Here is a 16373-nt window from a genome sequence, read left to right as displayed (position 1 = left end):
TGTATGTTGCGCATGGTATTCGGTAGAATGCGGCAGTTCATTTTGTCTCAGGTTATCCTTCATGCGCATACATGCTGTACATACTTTATATGACGAACGTTTAGCGCGTTCGACTCGTCCATTTTTAGCTCGCGGTTGTAAAGTTGAGCGTTGTCGTCAATGTATGCTGCGAACTCATCTTTGTGTTTGTGAGTATCGACCATTAGCAACATCGAATGCTGCGTTTCTACTCATCATGTTCGATGACGAGATCTTAAAACCAAGCAATACAGGCCGTTTGATTGCTGATGTTTTTGAAGATACCTTCGCTTATATTTGGTCTCGTACTGAACCGAATACAGAGATGTTAGCACTGCTTAATGATCCACAATGGCAACCTTATGTGGTTTTTCCTGCTGAATATGCAGAGCCTGAACGTGTTGCCGAAAACGTTGAGCTGCCAGACGGCAAACGTCCATTATTTATCATGCTGGATGGTAGTTGGGCTGAAGCAAAAAAAATGTTTCGTAAAAGTCCTTACTTAAATAATTTCCCAGTCTTATCGATAAACCCTGATAAACCATCACGTTATAAAATGCGTGAGGCGTCTAAGGATAACCAATTAGGTACAGCAGAAGTTGCTGCTAAAATTGTTGATTTATTTGGTGAGCATGAAAATGCTGAAATGTTAGACCTGTGGTTTGATGTATTTCGTGAAAATTACATCACAGGTAAAATGAATCGACTATTGCCTGATGACTCTGCCTTAAAAACACTTCAAAGTTTTATGCTTGAGTACGGAAATTAAATGTAAACGTTACCTTGTCACTTGTTGTTAATGAGAGAGGTTGTCATTTAATCAGTGATGATTATGTAATTTAGCTAAATTATTTCTTTAAACGAGATCTTTACACCTCATCATGAGGCTAAATTTGCTATTAGTCACAGATAGAGTGGTGCTTAGTGTGGATAATTTTCAAAGTAGTGAAAGTTTTGTACACTGGTCGGGTGTTGTTAGCATTATTTGTGAGGTTATAGGATGTACTACGGCTTTGATATCGGCGGTACCAAAATTGAATTTGGGGCATTTAATGAAAAGCTTGAGCGTGTAGCAACAGAGCGTGTGGCAACACCAGGTGATGATTACCATAAGTTAATCGATATAGTTGTTACTTTGGTTCAACAAGCCGATGAAAAATTTGGTTGTGAAGGCTTGGTAGGCATCGGTATTCCTGGTATTGAAGATGCACGAAATGGCGTTGTATTAACGTCTAATATTCCTGCTGCAAAAGGGCGCACGTTACGTGCAGACTTAGAAGCGAAACTGGGTCGTAAAGTGGCACTTGATAACGATGCGAATTGTTTTGCATTATCTGAAGCGTGGGATGATGAACATAAAGATTCGCCATCAGTACTAGGTTTGATCCTTGGTACTGGCGTTGGCGGTGGTATGGTATTTGATGGCAAGGTGTTTTCTGGTCTAAACCATGTAGGTGGTGAACTAGGCCATGCTCGATTACCGTTAGATGCATGGTTGTTTTTAGGTGAAAATGCACCGTTACTCGGTTGTGGATGTGGTCAAAAAGGCTGTATTGATAATTATCTTTCGGGTCGTGGTTTTGAATTGTTATACCAGCACTATTACGGTGAAAAGTTAAAAGCAATTGAAATTATTGGTCATTATCGTGAAGGTGAAGAAAAAGCAGTTGAGCATGTAGAACGTTTCTTAGAGTTGCTTGCTATCTGTTTCGCTAATATCTTTACTGGTTTAGATCCGCACGTTGTGGTACTTGGTGGTGGTTTATCTAATTTTGATGTTATTTACGATGAATTACCAAAGCGTTTACCTAAATATTTATTGTCTGTAGCTGTTGCGCCAAAAGTAGTGAAAGCAAAATATGGTGATGCGGGTGGCGTACGTGGTGCGGCATTCTTAAATATAAAATAATATTTTTTAGATTCAATCAAAAGGGCTCTTATAGAGCTCTTTTTTGTTAAACGAGCCTCATAATTTTACCTCTGTTTAAAATTCTTATTTTTAAATTGCTAGTATGGATATACTTCTATAAGGAAATGAATATGGATATTGCAGAGCTTGAGCAGGAATTAAAAAAAATCTCGCAGCCTTATGAGATAAAATCTTATGGTTTAGACATTAAGTTTGGCTTTCTATTAGGCCGTTTTTCAGTGTATTACGATAAGAAACGCGACGATTTACGATTTGGTTCGCCATTGAGGTGGATATTAGTTTTAATTTCATTCAGTGCATTAGGCTATCTTATGATGAGCTTCGACTATTCTCCACTAGGAGCATCTTTCCTGTTTATCACTGTGATTATCAATTTTGTTTTTGTTACTATCAGAGAACTGCGAATTTATAGAATAAAAAAACAGCTCTATATCCAATAACATCCTTTCTATAAATCTGCATTGTTGATAATTTTTATATATTGTTTCAATTGATAAAAGCTCGCTTATTTCCTTTTATGGTAGACTCACGGTTCTTACTTGTATCGAAAGTTATAAGTGTTTTTACTGTTAGGAAATCATTATGTCGTTTCAATCCCTAAACCTTCATCCCAATTTGTTAAAAGCATTGACTGAATTAGGTTATTCAACACCTACAGATGTGCAGCAACAAGCAATTCCATTGGCATTGAAAGGTGACGATGTAATGGCAGGTGCACAAACTGGCACAGGTAAAACAGCAGCATTTGCACTTCCACTATTACAACGCTTAATGACGTTACCATCGCAAGCTGAGCAGGTGTCGTCAGCGGTCGAAAATAATCAGAAGTCACGTAATAAAATTCGTGCTTTAATTTTGACTCCAACACGAGAATTAGCTCAACAAGTATTTGATAGTATTACAACGTATGCCAAATATACCGAGTTAAAAGTGGCGGTTGCTTATGGCGGTACGAGTATGAATGTACAAGTTAAAGCCTTAAATGCAGGCGCTGAAATTTTAGTCGCGACACCTGGACGTTTACTTGATCACGTCTTTAATGGTTCTGTCTCTTTATCTGAAGTTGAAACGTTTGTATTAGATGAAGCAGATCGTATGTTAGACATGGGGTTCATTGTTGATATTCAACGTATTATGAAGCGAATGCCGGCAGAACGTCAGACATTATTTTTCTCTGCTACTTTTTCAAAGCAAGTTAAAAAGCTAGCATTTGATATTCTTACCAACCCTAAAATGGTAGAAGTAACGCCAGCAAATACTGCTGCGGAAACCGTTGAACAAATGGTTTACCCTGTTGATAAACATCGTAAAGCTGAATTACTTGCGTATTTAATTGGTTCTCGTAATTGGCGACAGGTATTGGTTTTCACTAAAACTAAGCAGGGCTCTGATCAGTTAGCAAAAGATTTGGGTTTAGATGGTATTAAAGCGTCATCGATCAATGGTGACAAAAGCCAAGGTGCGCGCCAACGTGCATTAGATGATTTTAAATCAGGTAAGACTCGTGTATTAGTCGCAACTGATGTTGCTGCCAGAGGTCTGGATATTGAGCAACTTGAATATGTAGTTAACTTTGATATGCCTTTCAAAGCTGAAGATTATGTTCACCGTATTGGTCGTACAGGCCGAGCAGGAATGACTGGTCATGCAATTACTTTGATGAGCCTTGATGAAGAATGGGCATTAAAAGCGATTGAAGAGTTATTAGATAGCCGTCTACCACAGCAATGGTTAGAAGGCTATGAGCCTAATCCTGAATTAATAGAAACACAATCTGTTCACCGTGGTGCAGCAGCTGAAAAGCGACGAGCAAAGTCGAAAAGTAGAATCCACCAGAATAGAGGTAAGCATAGAAATCGTCGCTAATATACGGTGAGGCAATAATGATAAATTCAAGATAACTTATTGTTTTATTAGTGTTAATGCTTTGCACTGAAAGTATAATAAGGCTTACATATTAATGATTATTCTATTGTTATAATCGGTAAGCTTTGTTAGTTTTACTACTAAATTATATGCATATTTTTTTCTTTAATTGTCTCTGAGGTTTTCATGACAGGTTTAATAAAACCAGTCCGTTACACTATATTATTTCTAGTTATTTTTACCTGTATTGTTTATGGGTGGTTTATGCTTGGTGGCGCAAAGAAAGAGTACATTGTGTCTCCTGTAAATAGTACATACAAAATTATTGATGATAAAGGACAGAATGGTGCAACAGAATCGTCTTTATATATAGATAGGAATGGTGCATTACTTGAATGTGATATCGTTAATAAAGCGCAATGGCCTTTTTGTGAAATTGCGATATCACTAACAGACTCAGTTGATAAAGGTATTGATCTTAGTGATTATGATAGTGTTGGGATTGATATTGATTATGACAGCCCTTTAGAGGGAGAAAGAGTTCGTATTTATTTACGTAATTATGATTCAGCTTACGCGAAGTTATCAGATCCTATTTCTCTAAAGTTTAATGCAATTGAGTATGCCCCTGGAGAGGATAAAGGGCTAGTTGTATTTCCTCTTCGTTCTTTCCAAGTTTTATCATGGTGGATAGCTGATTACGAAGTGCCTGTTGATAAATCAAGTCGACAGTTTGATAACATTTCAATCATTGAAGTTGCTACAGGCAGTTATGTAAAAGAAGCGAATTATTCCATTAGATTAAATAAGCTGGTTTTTTATGGTGAGAGGATCACTGAACAAGCGTTAGTAAAAATATTGTTATCGCTTTGGGTAGTAACAGCAATATCTTTTATCATTATTGATCGCATTTATCTAAGAAAAAAGATTAAAGAAACAGAAGAACGTACACAACGTTTACGTGCTGCTAACCGTACTTTGTACGAGAAAAGCTTGGTGTTTGAAGAGTTAGCATTTACGGATCCCTTGACGCGAACTCGTAATAGACATGAAATTAATGAATGGTTAGCAGAGGTAACAACACACTCAATTGTTAATAATATTTCTTTTTCAATGATATTTATCGATATTGACTACTTTAAACAAGTGAACGATAAGTATGGCCACCGCTTAGGTGATGAAGTATTACGACGATTTGCAAGTTTGATCAATAAGCGTGTACGAAAATCTGATGTATTTGCTCGTTGGGGAGGAGAAGAATTTGTGATTTTTTGCCCAGCAACACCTTTAGGTGCTACCGCAGAACTGGCTGAATCAATACGTGAATGTATAGAGAGTGCTGTATGGGATAACGGTATGAAAGTGACTTGTAGTTTAGGTGTAGCAGAACTTGAGAATGAAGATTATAGCCACTTTATTGAACGTGCTGATGAGGCCTTAATGAAGGCTAAAGAGCGTGGTAGAAATCGCGTTGAGATAGCTTGGAATGAACGACAGTTATAAGTTAAACAGATGATGTGAAAAAAGCCGTGTTGATTTTATTAACACGGCTTTTTTAGTTGCAATTTAGATGACTAACTTTCCTGTTACAAGTAAGTAGATACCAAACGCTGAAATGGTAATAAGGAATAAAACAAAATAGATTTCTCTACCTACAAAAATAGGCTTATTTTGTTCTCGTTTTGCTTTAATAAAGAAAAACACTCCAGGTAAATACAAAATTGCAGACAACAGCAAATGGTGCAAACCAGATGCGTAGAGTAGCCAGATACCGTATACGGTTGCAAAGATACCAACCCAGAGTAAAGAACCTCTATTTTTAGTTTGTATCGCTATTTTTAACGTATAAGCAGCAACTAAAAAGTAGGGGATCAAAATCATTTCAGAGGCAATGACCAAAATGCTATTGTAGGTTCCACCTGCAAAAGTCACTACAAATAAAGATACCTGAATACAAATAGTCGTTAGGTTTAATGAAGTAACGGCAGTACCGGCTTCATTTTGTTTCTTATAAATTTTAGGAAATACATTATTATTAGCGGCAAGGAACGGTGCTTCTGTTGCTAAAACCGTCCAGCTAAGGAATGCACCACATACAGAAATAAGTAAGCCACAGCCAATTAGAACGGCTCCCCACGGTCCTAAAATGTGTTCTAATATTTTAGCCGTTGATGGATTTTGTAATTTTGCGAGTTCAGGAGTGCTGATAATACCCATAGAAAGAAGCGTTACAAAAATATAGATAATAAGCGCTGTTAATAGACCGAGAATTGTTGCTCGGCCAATATCTTTCCGATCGCGAGCTCGTGATGAAACAACGACGGCACCTTCAACACCAATAAATACCCATACTGTGATTAACATAGTCGATTTTACTTGATCAAGTAGGTCATGTTTGGAACCAAACTCAATGCCAGTAAAATCAAAAATGAATGTGTGCCATTTGAAGGCAAGCATGGTAAAGAAGACAAATAAGAATAGAGGTACTAATTTAGCGATGGTTGTTACCATATTAATTTTTGCTGCTGTTTTAACACCTCGCAAAATTAAGAAGTGGACGAGCCATAAAATAATAGAAGCGCCAACAACAGATTGCCACGTATTACCAAGTCCAAAAATAACATCATTAGGTTTATCGAAAAACATGCCTAATGTGCTAAAGACAATCACTAAATATGAGACATTTGCTAGCATTGCACTTAGCCAGTAACCCCATGCGGAACAAAATCCGATGTAGTCACCAAAACCAGCTTGCGCATAGCCAAATACACCACTATTAATTTCAGGTTTTATAATTGTAAGGTATTGAAATGATAAGGCGAGAAAGATCATGCCAATACCAGTGATCATCCATCCTATCATTACAGCCGCTGGACTTGCAACGAGTGCCATATTCTGAGGAAGGCTAAATACGCCGGCACCAATCATTGAGCCGATCACGAGTGCTGTTAGCGCCCCTAATCCAAGCTTATTATCCATGTTGTAACCTAATCTTTAATTATCATATATATAAGATTATATGGTCTTTTTATGTACCTAAAAACCATTATCTTAATAAAATGATAGTTTGTATGTTTATTTGGGATGGAACAAGGGGAATTATTTAAACTTATTAACGTTATCCTCATTAAAATTACGTCACTGTAACCATTTTGTTACGATCTTAGTCCATGTTAATGCACAGTTAAGTGGGTTGTTGTATTTTTATTTAGTACAAATGCCATCGCATGTCCGCTGGTCGCTGCAGAGTATATAAGGGGAGTATCAAATTGTTCGATTTCACCAGCAACAATAACAGCACTGCAATTTCCCATTTCTAATGCCTTCACCATTAAATTATGTTTACTTTGATGAACAGGTGTTTTTAACAGCAAGACCTTGTTGATGTCGATACCTGCATTTTTTAATAATGACTTATCGATTAAGGCATCATAGCCAATAAACATGATCCAACGATTTTCACTATTCGCTTTTTTTAATAGTCGTAAGAAATAGGCTAATTGAGTTTGCTGCTCTGCACTATAACTCACTTCAATTGGTTGTCCGACCGCAGCAGAAAGAGGTTGCTGGGTTGAATCTGCTGCAAATGTTGACTTGTAAACTTGTGAAGCAGTAATTGATGAGTGGTAGTTCATTAGTGCTTTCCTCAACTAGTGGTTATATATACATACTGTATGTGTGTACAGTAGTTTTATTTAGCTCCTGATGCAAGTGTTTTTTGTGTGATCTTTTTATATCTTGTGTGGTTTTTTATAGGTGGCGTTCGAATTCAAATTAATTTAAATATCTGATTTTAAATGAATATTTAAGTATGTTTTATTTGTGTTATTTTGTTTTATGAAAACTGAAAATTATCAATAGTTAAAATATTGCGCTATGTCACAGGTGTTTATACAGTAATTCATACAGTGTTTTGTACAGTGGTTGGGTTAAAAACAGTTACAGTATTAAATCGGTTAATTGACTGTTGAGGCTGCTGTGGATGTTTAATCAGCGTAATTAATGTAGTAATGGGAATAGAAGATGGCTCTGTGCGCATTCGTCACGGTATTGCTTATAGCCGATGCATAGTTATGTGGATTGTTGGTTTGTTATTAATCTAGATAAAAGCATTACTGATAGGACATTTATGTGTATTTAGAAAGGCTTGCAAGAAGGTTAATAGGTTAATGAGATCTAATGCGGGAGAGGCGATTACTTACTTTTGTAGTCTCAGGTGATGGGAAAATAACATAGTTAGGATATGCTCTATGCATTTACCCTAACTATAATTATCAATTGAATTGCCAACATATTTTCAGATAAATAAAACAATAGTTCTTGAATAGAGTTGGCTTGATATGATGAGAGAATTAAGCACCTATTATTTAGATGCTTAATTCTAAAGTAACTAGACTATAAACAATATGCGACAATCGCTTTTTCGTAAGTAAAGCCTGTGTCATTTTCAACCCAGCACTCAATACAGCTACCTTCAATATCATCTGCCGTGATGCAGTCTTCAACAATACCGAACTTTCCGTTCGTTAAGGCAACAACAATATCCATATTATACCTCTTAAATAACTGATAAAAATTAATGTTTGTTAACATATGTTTATCAAGTTGTATCGGTAATGGTCAATCATTTTGTTTGGTTTAATTGATACTGTGGGTACTAATCTTAGTGATATGTGATATTGAGTACATATTTACTAGTGGATACTTTCATAGATGGCAATGATACCGCAAATTAAGCACAGGATAAGAGCAGCGTAGCGTATTTTTTCTTTCGGCAGAGACTGGGTAGTCTTGAGCGCTAACCAATATCCCAGCCATGCACTTGGGATTAAAGGGAGGGTTATCCAAAGTTTATCAAAAGAAAGAAAGCCGACAGGAATTTGTGCCGCTAAAGAAACAATAGAACTAAAGACAAAGAATGCTGATAGGTTACCACGTAATTGATTGGCTTCTTGATGTTGCAACAATATCGCCATTGGCGGCCCACCAATGGCGGAGCTTGTACCGAATAAGCCTGAGAAGAAGCCTGCAATAACCATTCTACGAGGCGTCGGTTCAATCCGATAAGGTAAGATACTCACAACCACTGCAAGTAGTACCAGTAAACCAATCCACAATGTTAGGACATGAGCCGAAACATAAACAAGTAAAGCCGCACCTGCAATAGAGCCAGGTACCCGCCCTAAAATGGCCATTTTTAAACCACCAAGTTCAATACTACTGCGATGTTTTAAGGCGTTAAGTAATGAGATAAATAATGCAATAAGGCAAATAGGGGCAGGGACATATTGTGGAGCATAAACAATTAAAATAGGTGCAGAAACAATTGCTAAACCAAAGCCGATAGCTGTTTGGACATAAGATCCGACAAAGATTGCTGCAATCGCAAGTAAGGTGGTAGGTTCAATAGTCATTATATTTATGTAGTAGCTTGAATATGGGTGGTTACGGAGATTATGTAAATACTAAATCAAACTAATACTAATAATGCATAAAGTAAAATAGTAAATGAAAATATAGGTGGTTATCCAATTTTAATTAACTTTATGTCGCAAACGTTACTTTTAATGGATTTTTTTACTGATAAAATGTGAAAGCTATTATCAGAGGTGTACATGCGTTATTTATCAAAAAAAATATCAAAACACATTATTGGTTCAGTATTAATGGGCTCTCTTTTGGGCTTTTCTAGCGTGAGCCTAGCGGAAAACATCACAGTTAATTCAGCAATTGAACATGCTGAAAAGCAATTAGGTGCAAGAATTGGTGTCTCAGTCGTTGATGGCAAAGGAAAGCAGTTGTTTGGCTATAACAGCGATCAACGTTTTCCATTAATGAGTACCTTTAAAACACTTGCTTGTGCAAAGTTACTACATGATAACCAAATCAATGATGGCATGATGGATAAAACCTATCTGATCAACGCCGATACAATTTTAGATTATGCGCCAGTATTTCAAGACAAAGTCGGCACAGAGGTGTCATTAAAAGACGCGTGTTTTGCCACCATGACAACCAGTGATAATTCAGCGGCGAATTTAGTACTAAGTCATATTGGTGGCCCAGTAGGCGTAACGACATTTTTAATTGATAGTGGTGACAATGTAACAAGGTTAGATCGTATTGAACCATTACTCAATGAGGCAACACCAGGTGATGAGCGTGATACCACTACACCTTATGCAATGAATAAAACGATTAGCAATTTAGTATTAGGTAATGCTTTAAATGCGTCTTCAAAACAACAACTGAAAGACTGGATGAAAGCCAATAAAGTTTCAAATGGCTTGTTGCGTTCAGTCTTACCAAAAGGGTGGGAAATTGCAGATCGCTCAGGCGCTGGTGGCCATGGTTCACGTGGTATTACTGCTGTGGTATGGAACGAACAAAAACAACCGTTAGTGATCAGTATTTATCTAACAGGTACTAAAGCGAGTATTCCTGAGCGTGATAAAGAAATAGCTCAAATTGGTCAGGCTATTTTGCAGCATTTTGGGGCTTAAAACACAGGAATACGAAAGCACAATGTAATTTATGTTGTGCTTTTATGATCTATTGATATTGCTAACGTTTTTCCAACACTTTGTTTGCTATTCATTGCTCAGTCAATAGGATGGAAATATACGACACAAAAAACTGATGTACATAAAGGATAACGATATTGAAAATTAGAGGGTTTAGTCTTATTGAACTAGTTATCATCATCGTTATTGTTGGAATTATTGCTGTTTTCGTCGCCCCTAAGTTTTTAAATATCAGTAGAGATGCTCGCATTGCTTTATTAAAAGGAGTGAAATCTTCACTGATAACGGCAAGTGATTTTGTCCATACGCGCGCCATAGTTCTTGGTGTTGAGCATGATCCTAACAAGTCAGTGATAGATGCAGGTGATGTTGATATTGAAATTGTTATGGGTTATCCAACCGGGCATTGGATGCATAGCATGCGTTACTTATTGACCTTGAATGATGTAATGTATACCAGTGGTAGAGATACCCAATGCCAGGCTGAGTGGTGTGGTTTGGGTAATCAAGGTACAATACCTAGTGGTCAAATCTCAGCATTACCAGCAGGCAATACCACACCGAAAGTCGGTAAAATATTTCCTCGCGGATTTAGTTATAACGATCAGTGTGGCGTTTACTTTGTAAATTATTACGATGGGGAACCACCTGTTGTCGGTATTGAAGATAAAGATTGTTAACCCAGTATTTCTCTTTAAACAGCCACATAGATATTTCTCTTATTAATCACCCAGCGGCTGTCTCTCGAGTCCCCCGCGATGGGCATCAAGGGCTATTTTTAACCGTCGTAGTTTATCTCTTGAACGTCGTTTGTTTTTAACTGCAATAGCCATTGATATGACATCAACCAGTGCCAGCATGGCGTAGCGTGATGCTGATGGTTTATAGATAAAGTCTGTTTCTTGATGTTTAATTGGTAGCACTAAACTAACTAGTTCCGCGAGTGGGGTATTATTCGGGGTTATAGCAATAATCTTTAAGCCGTACTCTTTGGCTAACTGCGCGGTTTCAACCACGATTGGTGTGTAACCGGTAGATGAAATCATCACTAAAACATCATTACTTTCGGCGGTTGCGGCTATCATTCGTGATAACAGCCCATCGTTGTAAGCCACAACAGGGTAGCCTAATCTAAATAGACGGTGCTGCATTTCTTGTGCGGCAATTGTTGAACCGCCGCCCATTCCAATAGCGATGATCTGCCGAGCGTTGTGTAACCAATCAGCAGCGGTATCAATATCTTTTTCGACAATTAAACTGCGGTTTACATCTAACGACTGTTTGATTGATTCATAAATACCTTGATAACCACTTTGATCCGGTGGCTCTAGAATAAATCGCTGACCGACAGATAAGCTTTGCGCGAGTTTAATTTTCATGTCACGCACGTTCTTACATCCAATCGCTTTAGCAAAACGAGTAATAGAAGCTTCACTAACATCAGCGCCTTGTGCTAATTCAGTAATACTGGCATTAGCTGCGCTTTGGATGTCATCCATAATCCATTGTGCGACTTTCTTTTCGGCATCACGAAGGACATTATAACGCTCTGTTATTTGAGAAATAATATCGACATCTACACTCATATTGTTTTCCTCTTGTTAATTAGTGCGTTTAAAACCATGTTCTTACCCAGTGAGTGACGCGATCGTTATCATCAGATACTGCGACAGCACGCCATTTATCAAAGGTTAGGCAAGGGTGAGAAGTTGAAAATACGAGGACATCACCTACTTGTAGATCGCAATCACTTGAAACAGAGAGAAAAGCATGTTGATCCATCACAGCCGTTGTTTTTACCTGATCAAAAACAACAGGTTCACCATTACGATAAGCGCGTTCAAGAATAGGTAATCCTGCATCAAAAGCAGCATCACGCTTGCCAAAGCCGACAATCACTTTATTCGGCTCTGGTCGAGAGACCACATACGCCCAAAGCTCCAGTGCTGATGCTAAATCACCACCTAAATCACATGCTATTCCCTGATTTTTTTCAGCACGCTGCATGACTTGATGTTGCGCATCAAGATAAATGCCCGTGTCATGGATGGCATAACAACCGGGACGAATAACAGCCTCTAGCTCTCGATGCTTATTAAAGCATTCAGCAACAACGTCATACCAAGCAGAGCCAGCGCCTGTGACTAATGGTATTTCTTGAATGAGGTGTTCTTGTTGTAATTGGATGGTGATTGCAATAGTACGATTGAGAAAGTCTCTGACTTGTTGTTCTGCATCATCGCCATGAATAACCCCTTCGTAGACTTCAATACCTTTTAAGTTTAAGTGGGGGCTTTGGTGAATAAGTTGAGCTAACGCCATGACTTCTTGCGCTGTACGACAACCACAACGACCGCCATCAACACCCATTTCAATTAATATATTCAGTTTTTGATCATGGCTGGCAAAGAAGTCTTCCAAGGCTTCAACATTGCGTCTTGAGTCGACGCAACAATAAAAGTCTACATCATAATCTTTGATTAATTGTGAAATGATCATCATGTTTGCGCGACCCACTAATTGATTCGCCATAATGATATTTTGTGCCCCACTGAGTACGGCTATTTGGGCTTGAGCAGGACTTGCAATAGTGATGCCCCACGCGCCGTGTTCAAGTTGTTGGCGGAAAAAGGCTGGGGTCATGGTCGTTTTACCATGAGGTGCCAATTTCACGTTATGGTGATTCGCAAATTGTTGCATCCACTGAAGGTTATTATCCAGTAAAGAGGCTTTAATTACTGCTGCAGGTAAGGCGATTTCTTCATCAATAAGGCTGTAATTCCGATTTGACTCAGTCGTAATTGGTTGCGATTTATCACCAAAACTTGGCGTAGTAAAACAGTTATCATGATAGTTTTTATCGTATTCAAAGAGATTTTTATCCATGCATCACCTTTTCTAACATAAGTTAAGTTGTTGATACTTATTTTATAAATGTATAAAAGGGTAAGTTACGTGTTAGAAACTATCAAACAATTGTTACCTTTTTGTGTGTTTTATCACTGATTAAAATCCGCGTTTCTTTACTATGTCTACATCTTATAAATTTAGAGCGTGCTCAATATGCTGTGCGATACCATCATTAAAAAAGCAGTCATTGTTGACGGTACTGGCGCGGCATCGTTCATTGCGGATGTCGCTATTTGTCAGGATCGTATTCAAGCGATTGGTCAATTAGATGGTTATGACGCTAAGCAAATTATTCATGCTGAAGGATTGGTGTTGTCTCCGGGTTTTATTGATGTACATACCCATGATGATACCAATGTGATCCGTGCTCCTGAGTGTCTTTCTAAAATTAGCCAAGGTGTCACAACCGTGATAGTGGGTAATTGTGGCATTAGTGCGAGCCCGACTATTCTTAAAGGCGAGCCACCAGAGCCAATGAACTTATTGGGAAAAAAAGACGATTTTCAATATTCAACCTTTGGCGATTATGTAAAGGCGGTGCAAGCTGCGGAGCCAGCAGTGAATGTTGCAGCCTTGGTGGGGCATACCACATTACGCAATAACGTAATAGATGATTTGCAACGTACTGCCACAAATGAAGAAATTGAATCTATGCGCGAGAGCTTAGCTCAAGCGATGAAGCAAGGTGCATTGGGATTAAGCTCCGGTTTAGCTTACCAAAGTGCAAAAGCTGCCACCGCAGATGAAGTCATGAGGTTGGCAACTGTGCTAAGTCAATATGGTGGTATATATACAACCCATATGCGTACAGAGTTTGAAGCGATCATCAGTGCGATGGAAGAAGCCTTTGAAACAGGAAAGCATGCGCAAGTACCTGTGGTTATATCTCACTTAAAATGTGCAGGAGCTGGTAACTGGGGGCGCACGGTAGAAGTGTTATCCTTGATGGATAAAGTCTCAGAATATCAAGATATTGCTTGTGATTGTTATCCATATTCAGCCAGTTCATCAACGCTCGATTTAAATCAAGTTACAGATGATTTTGATATTTTTATTACTTGGTCAGAACCCAAACCAGAACTCGCAGGTAAAACCCTGAAAGTGATAGCTGAAGAGTTGAATCTTTCATTATTAGAAGCAGCAAGAGCATTACAACCGGCAGGGGCTGTTTATCACTGTATGGATGAAGAGGATGTAAAACGAGTTTTAAAATATAAATTGACCATGGTGGGGTCTGATGGCTTACCGAATGATCCGAAGCCACACCCTCGTTTATGGGGAACGTTCCCGCGAGTGTTAGGTCAATACTGTCGTGAAGAACAGTTATTTTCATTAGAAGAAGCGGTTCATAAAATGACGGGAATGTCGGCGAATCGATATCAATTAAAAGATCGTGGTGAAATAAAAATAGGGGCGTTTGCCGATTTAGTTTTATTTGATCCTGATACCATAAAAGATACAGCCACATTTCAAAACCCAATATCTATTGCTAAGGGTATAGAAAGCGTCTTTGTAAATGGACAATTAACCTATTCAAATGGCAACGTCAGTGGCAAAAGGAAAGGCGTATTTTTATTTAGAAGTAGCACCCAAGAAAATAATTAAAAAAACATATTTAAAGAATAACTAGTTATCGGTGGAGAGTCGTATGTCAATCAAACGTTATGGTGTAGAAGGTGGGGTAGGAACTGGAGGTCAACACTTGCCATTTGCTCGCGCAACTGAGGCTGGAGGGTTTCTTTATGTCTCTGGTCAAACACCGATGATTGATGGTGAGGTAGTAGAAGGCGGAATCGTTGACCAGTCTCGTTTAGCGATCCAAAACTGTATCGATATCATGGACGAAGCAGGCTATACCCTTGCCGATGTAATGCATGTAAAAGTCGTGCTTACTGATGCTCGTTATTTCCAATCATTCAATAAAGTGTTTCGTGAATTTTTTGGTGAACATCCACCAGCACGTATTTGCATGGTGTGTGATTTGGTTGTTGATGTAAAAGTCGAAGTCGATGTGACTTGTTACCGAGAAGACCGCCGCTAACCCTAGATTTAAGCTTTATTTGGAGTGCCTAAATGCCATCTCTTCGATTATTTAGGCGCTCTTTTTTTATTTATATCATTACATATCGAGTTTTCAATTGATGCTTAACTCCGCTGAAACCAAGATTGCATTTTTTGGTGAGTGTATGATCGAACTAAGCGGCGATCCTATTCGTAAAGGCTTTGGTGGCGATACATTAAATACTGCGCTTTATCTTTCACGATTAACTTGCCAGCACTCAGTACATGTTTCTTATGCGACAGGATTAGGTGTCGACACATTATCTCAAGAGCTGCTGGAAACATGGCATCTAGAAGGAATCCACACCAATTTAGTTGAAATCTTCGCTCAGCAATTACCCGGTTTATACATGGTACAAACGGATCAAACGGGTGAGCGGAGTTTTCTCTATTGGCGAGATAACTCGGCAGCAAAACGCTATTTCTCAACCTCATCACTGAATAAATTAGAAATTGCATTACAAGATAAGCAATACGATTACTTTTACCTGAGCGGTATTAGTCTTGCCATTTTAGACCAAGCAAGCCGCTTACGACTTAAAAACCGGCTTGAAGCTTTTTCGCAAACAGGTGGAAAGATCATCTTTGATAATAACTATCGCCCTCAATTATGGTCGAGCGAAGAAGCGCAACATTGGTATAGCCAAATCTTACCGCTGGTTGATATCGCGTTAATCACACAAGACGATGATGTATTGGTGTGGGGAGATGATGAAAGCGTTGCTGCTCGTTGTTTACGCATGGGCTGTCATGAAATAGTGATAAAACGAGGGAGTGAACCTTGCCAGCTTATTTGGCGCCAAGATCAGCTTGTTCAGCGTGCTGATGTTGCGACAGAGCAGGTGAGCAATGTGATTGATACTTGTGCAGCAGGTGACTCTTTTGCTGCAGGCTATTTAGCTGGGCGAGTTACAGGGAAAAGCCATCAAGACTCAGCAACGTTAGGACATGCTTTAGCGGCAATTGTGATCCAACATTCAGGCGCCATTATCCCCAACGATATAATGCGACATTTAATTTTATAATTACCTGAGATCATAAAAATGTCTTTACTTGTTCCACGT

16 protein-coding genes are annotated in these 16373 nt (G+C 38.5%); 10 read left to right on the top strand and 6 right to left on the bottom strand.

Translation table 11 applies throughout. From position 1 onward, the window contains the following. The first annotated feature begins 61 nt into the window (after positions 1-61). The 5 genes from C9J45_RS07045 (at position 62) to C9J45_RS07025 (ending at position 5317) form a co-directional block, all read left to right on the top strand. Complete coding sequence (locus C9J45_RS07045) at positions 62-787, top strand: tRNA-uridine aminocarboxypropyltransferase (RefSeq protein ID WP_107292353.1); 726 nt, start codon at positions 62-64, stop codon at positions 785-787. Positions 788-1018: 231 nt separating this feature from the next. Continuing rightward, complete coding sequence (gene nagK, locus C9J45_RS07040) at positions 1019-1927, top strand: N-acetylglucosamine kinase (protein ID WP_107292352.1); 909 nt, start codon at positions 1019-1021, stop codon at positions 1925-1927. Between the two features lie 131 nt (positions 1928-2058). Next, positions 2059-2388: a hypothetical protein gene (locus C9J45_RS07035; RefSeq protein WP_107247661.1), complete on the top strand. Its 330-nt coding sequence runs from the start codon at positions 2059-2061 to the stop codon at positions 2386-2388. Between the two features lie 142 nt (positions 2389-2530). Continuing rightward, entirely contained in the window at positions 2531-3814 is a 1284-nt protein-coding gene (locus C9J45_RS07030; RefSeq protein ID WP_107260413.1) for a DEAD/DEAH box helicase, read from the top strand. 186 nt (positions 3815-4000) lie between these two features. Beyond that, positions 4001-5317 carry a GGDEF domain-containing protein gene (locus C9J45_RS07025; RefSeq protein ID WP_107208256.1) on the top strand — a complete coding sequence of 439 codons (1317 nt, stop codon included), beginning with the start codon at positions 4001-4003 and terminating at the stop codon, positions 5315-5317. A 63-nt stretch (positions 5318-5380) separates the two neighbouring features. Here C9J45_RS07025 and C9J45_RS07020 read toward each other — a convergent pair whose 3' ends face one another. The 4 genes from C9J45_RS07020 to C9J45_RS07010 all read right to left on the bottom strand — a co-directional run bounded on the left by C9J45_RS07020 (position 5381) and on the right by C9J45_RS07010 (position 9228). Then, on the bottom strand, positions 5381-6793 hold the full coding sequence (locus C9J45_RS07020) for a basic amino acid/polyamine antiporter (RefSeq protein ID WP_107208257.1): 1413 nt from the start codon (positions 6791-6793) through the stop codon (positions 5381-5383). Between the two features lie 194 nt (positions 6794-6987). Next, the gene (locus C9J45_RS07015) at positions 6988-7449 is read right to left on the bottom strand and encodes a SulA-like leucine-rich domain-containing protein (RefSeq protein ID WP_107208258.1); all 462 of its coding nucleotides are present in this window, start codon (positions 7447-7449) and stop codon (positions 6988-6990) included. A gap of 760 nt (positions 7450-8209) precedes the next feature. Next, on the bottom strand, positions 8210-8362 hold the full coding sequence (locus C9J45_RS21635; RefSeq protein ID WP_199187151.1) for a hypothetical protein: 153 nt from the start codon (positions 8360-8362) through the stop codon (positions 8210-8212). Positions 8363-8508: 146 nt separating this feature from the next. Beyond that, positions 8509-9228, bottom strand: coding sequence for a sulfite exporter TauE/SafE family protein (locus C9J45_RS07010; protein ID WP_107208259.1), 720 nt, complete (start codon positions 9226-9228; stop codon positions 8509-8511). A gap of 201 nt (positions 9229-9429) precedes the next feature. Here C9J45_RS07010 and bla point away from each other — a divergent pair, with 201 nt between their 5' ends. Both bla and C9J45_RS07000 read left to right on the top strand, forming a co-directional pair. Next, positions 9430-10317 carry a class A beta-lactamase gene (gene bla, locus C9J45_RS07005; RefSeq protein ID WP_107208260.1) on the top strand — a complete coding sequence of 296 codons (888 nt, stop codon included), beginning with the start codon at positions 9430-9432 and terminating at the stop codon, positions 10315-10317. Positions 10318-10475: 158 nt separating this feature from the next. Then, a complete protein-coding gene (locus tag C9J45_RS07000; protein ID WP_107208261.1) occupies positions 10476-11018 on the top strand; it encodes a prepilin-type N-terminal cleavage/methylation domain-containing protein in 543 nt (180 codons plus the stop codon). Between the two features lie 42 nt (positions 11019-11060). Here C9J45_RS07000 and C9J45_RS06995 read toward each other — a convergent pair whose 3' ends face one another. Then, positions 11061-11924, bottom strand: a complete 864-nt coding sequence (locus C9J45_RS06995) for a MurR/RpiR family transcriptional regulator (protein ID WP_107292351.1) — start codon at positions 11922-11924, stop codon at positions 11061-11063. A gap of 28 nt (positions 11925-11952) precedes the next feature. Next, entirely contained in the window at positions 11953-13224 is a 1272-nt protein-coding gene (locus tag C9J45_RS06990) for an amino acid deaminase (protein WP_107290777.1), read from the bottom strand. Between the two features lie 177 nt (positions 13225-13401). Here C9J45_RS06990 and C9J45_RS06985 point away from each other — a divergent pair, with 177 nt between their 5' ends. From C9J45_RS06985 to C9J45_RS06975, 3 genes are all read left to right on the top strand, one after another. Beyond that, a complete protein-coding gene (locus tag C9J45_RS06985) occupies positions 13402-14853 on the top strand; it encodes an amidohydrolase family protein (protein ID WP_107292350.1) in 1452 nt (483 codons plus the stop codon). Positions 14854-14896: 43 nt separating this feature from the next. Further along, positions 14897-15289, top strand: coding sequence for a RidA family protein (locus C9J45_RS06980; RefSeq protein ID WP_005368015.1), 393 nt, complete (start codon positions 14897-14899; stop codon positions 15287-15289). A gap of 100 nt (positions 15290-15389) precedes the next feature. Then, on the top strand, positions 15390-16334 hold the full coding sequence (locus C9J45_RS06975; protein ID WP_107292349.1) for a sugar kinase: 945 nt from the start codon (positions 15390-15392) through the stop codon (positions 16332-16334). Positions 16335-16373 lie beyond the last annotated feature (39 nt).

The organism is Photobacterium sp. GB-1, from assembly GCF_003026165.1.
GTDB lineage: Bacteria > Pseudomonadota > Gammaproteobacteria > Enterobacterales > Vibrionaceae > Photobacterium.
Note: the sequence above shows the minus strand (reverse complement) of the source record. Positions and strands in the feature narration are given on the sequence as shown.

What these genes read in the sequence shown, in the direction of transcription:
- C9J45_RS07045 (WP_107292353.1), top strand. Translation starts at nt 62, where the DNA reads ATGCGCATACATGCTGTACATACTTTATATGACGAACGTTTAGCGCGT.
- nagK (WP_107292352.1), top strand. Translation starts at nt 1,019, where the DNA reads ATGTACTACGGCTTTGATATCGGCGGTACCAAAATTGAATTTGGGGCA.
- C9J45_RS06980 (WP_005368015.1), top strand. Translation starts at nt 14,897, where the DNA reads ATGTCAATCAAACGTTATGGTGTAGAAGGTGGGGTAGGAACTGGAGGT.
- C9J45_RS07020 (WP_107208257.1), bottom strand. Translation starts at nt 6,793, where the DNA reads ATGGATAATAAGCTTGGATTAGGGGCGCTAACAGCACTCGTGATCGGC.
- bla (WP_107208260.1), top strand. Translation starts at nt 9,430, where the DNA reads ATGCGTTATTTATCAAAAAAAATATCAAAACACATTATTGGTTCAGTA.
- C9J45_RS07025 (WP_107208256.1), top strand. Translation starts at nt 4,001, where the DNA reads ATGACAGGTTTAATAAAACCAGTCCGTTACACTATATTATTTCTAGTT.
- C9J45_RS06990 (WP_107290777.1), bottom strand. Translation starts at nt 13,224, where the DNA reads ATGGATAAAAATCTCTTTGAATACGATAAAAACTATCATGATAACTGT.
- C9J45_RS07015 (WP_107208258.1), bottom strand. Translation starts at nt 7,449, where the DNA reads ATGAACTACCACTCATCAATTACTGCTTCACAAGTTTACAAGTCAACA.
- C9J45_RS07030 (WP_107260413.1), top strand. Translation starts at nt 2,531, where the DNA reads ATGTCGTTTCAATCCCTAAACCTTCATCCCAATTTGTTAAAAGCATTG.
- C9J45_RS06995 (WP_107292351.1), bottom strand. Translation starts at nt 11,924, where the DNA reads ATGAGTGTAGATGTCGATATTATTTCTCAAATAACAGAGCGTTATAAT.
- C9J45_RS06975 (WP_107292349.1), top strand. Translation starts at nt 15,390, where the DNA reads ATGCTTAACTCCGCTGAAACCAAGATTGCATTTTTTGGTGAGTGTATG.
- C9J45_RS07010 (WP_107208259.1), bottom strand. Translation starts at nt 9,228, where the DNA reads ATGACTATTGAACCTACCACCTTACTTGCGATTGCAGCAATCTTTGTC.
- C9J45_RS21635 (WP_199187151.1), bottom strand. Translation starts at nt 8,362, where the DNA reads ATGGATATTGTTGTTGCCTTAACGAACGGAAAGTTCGGTATTGTTGAA.
- C9J45_RS07035 (WP_107247661.1), top strand. Translation starts at nt 2,059, where the DNA reads ATGGATATTGCAGAGCTTGAGCAGGAATTAAAAAAAATCTCGCAGCCT.
- C9J45_RS06985 (WP_107292350.1), top strand. Translation starts at nt 13,402, where the DNA reads ATGCTGTGCGATACCATCATTAAAAAAGCAGTCATTGTTGACGGTACT.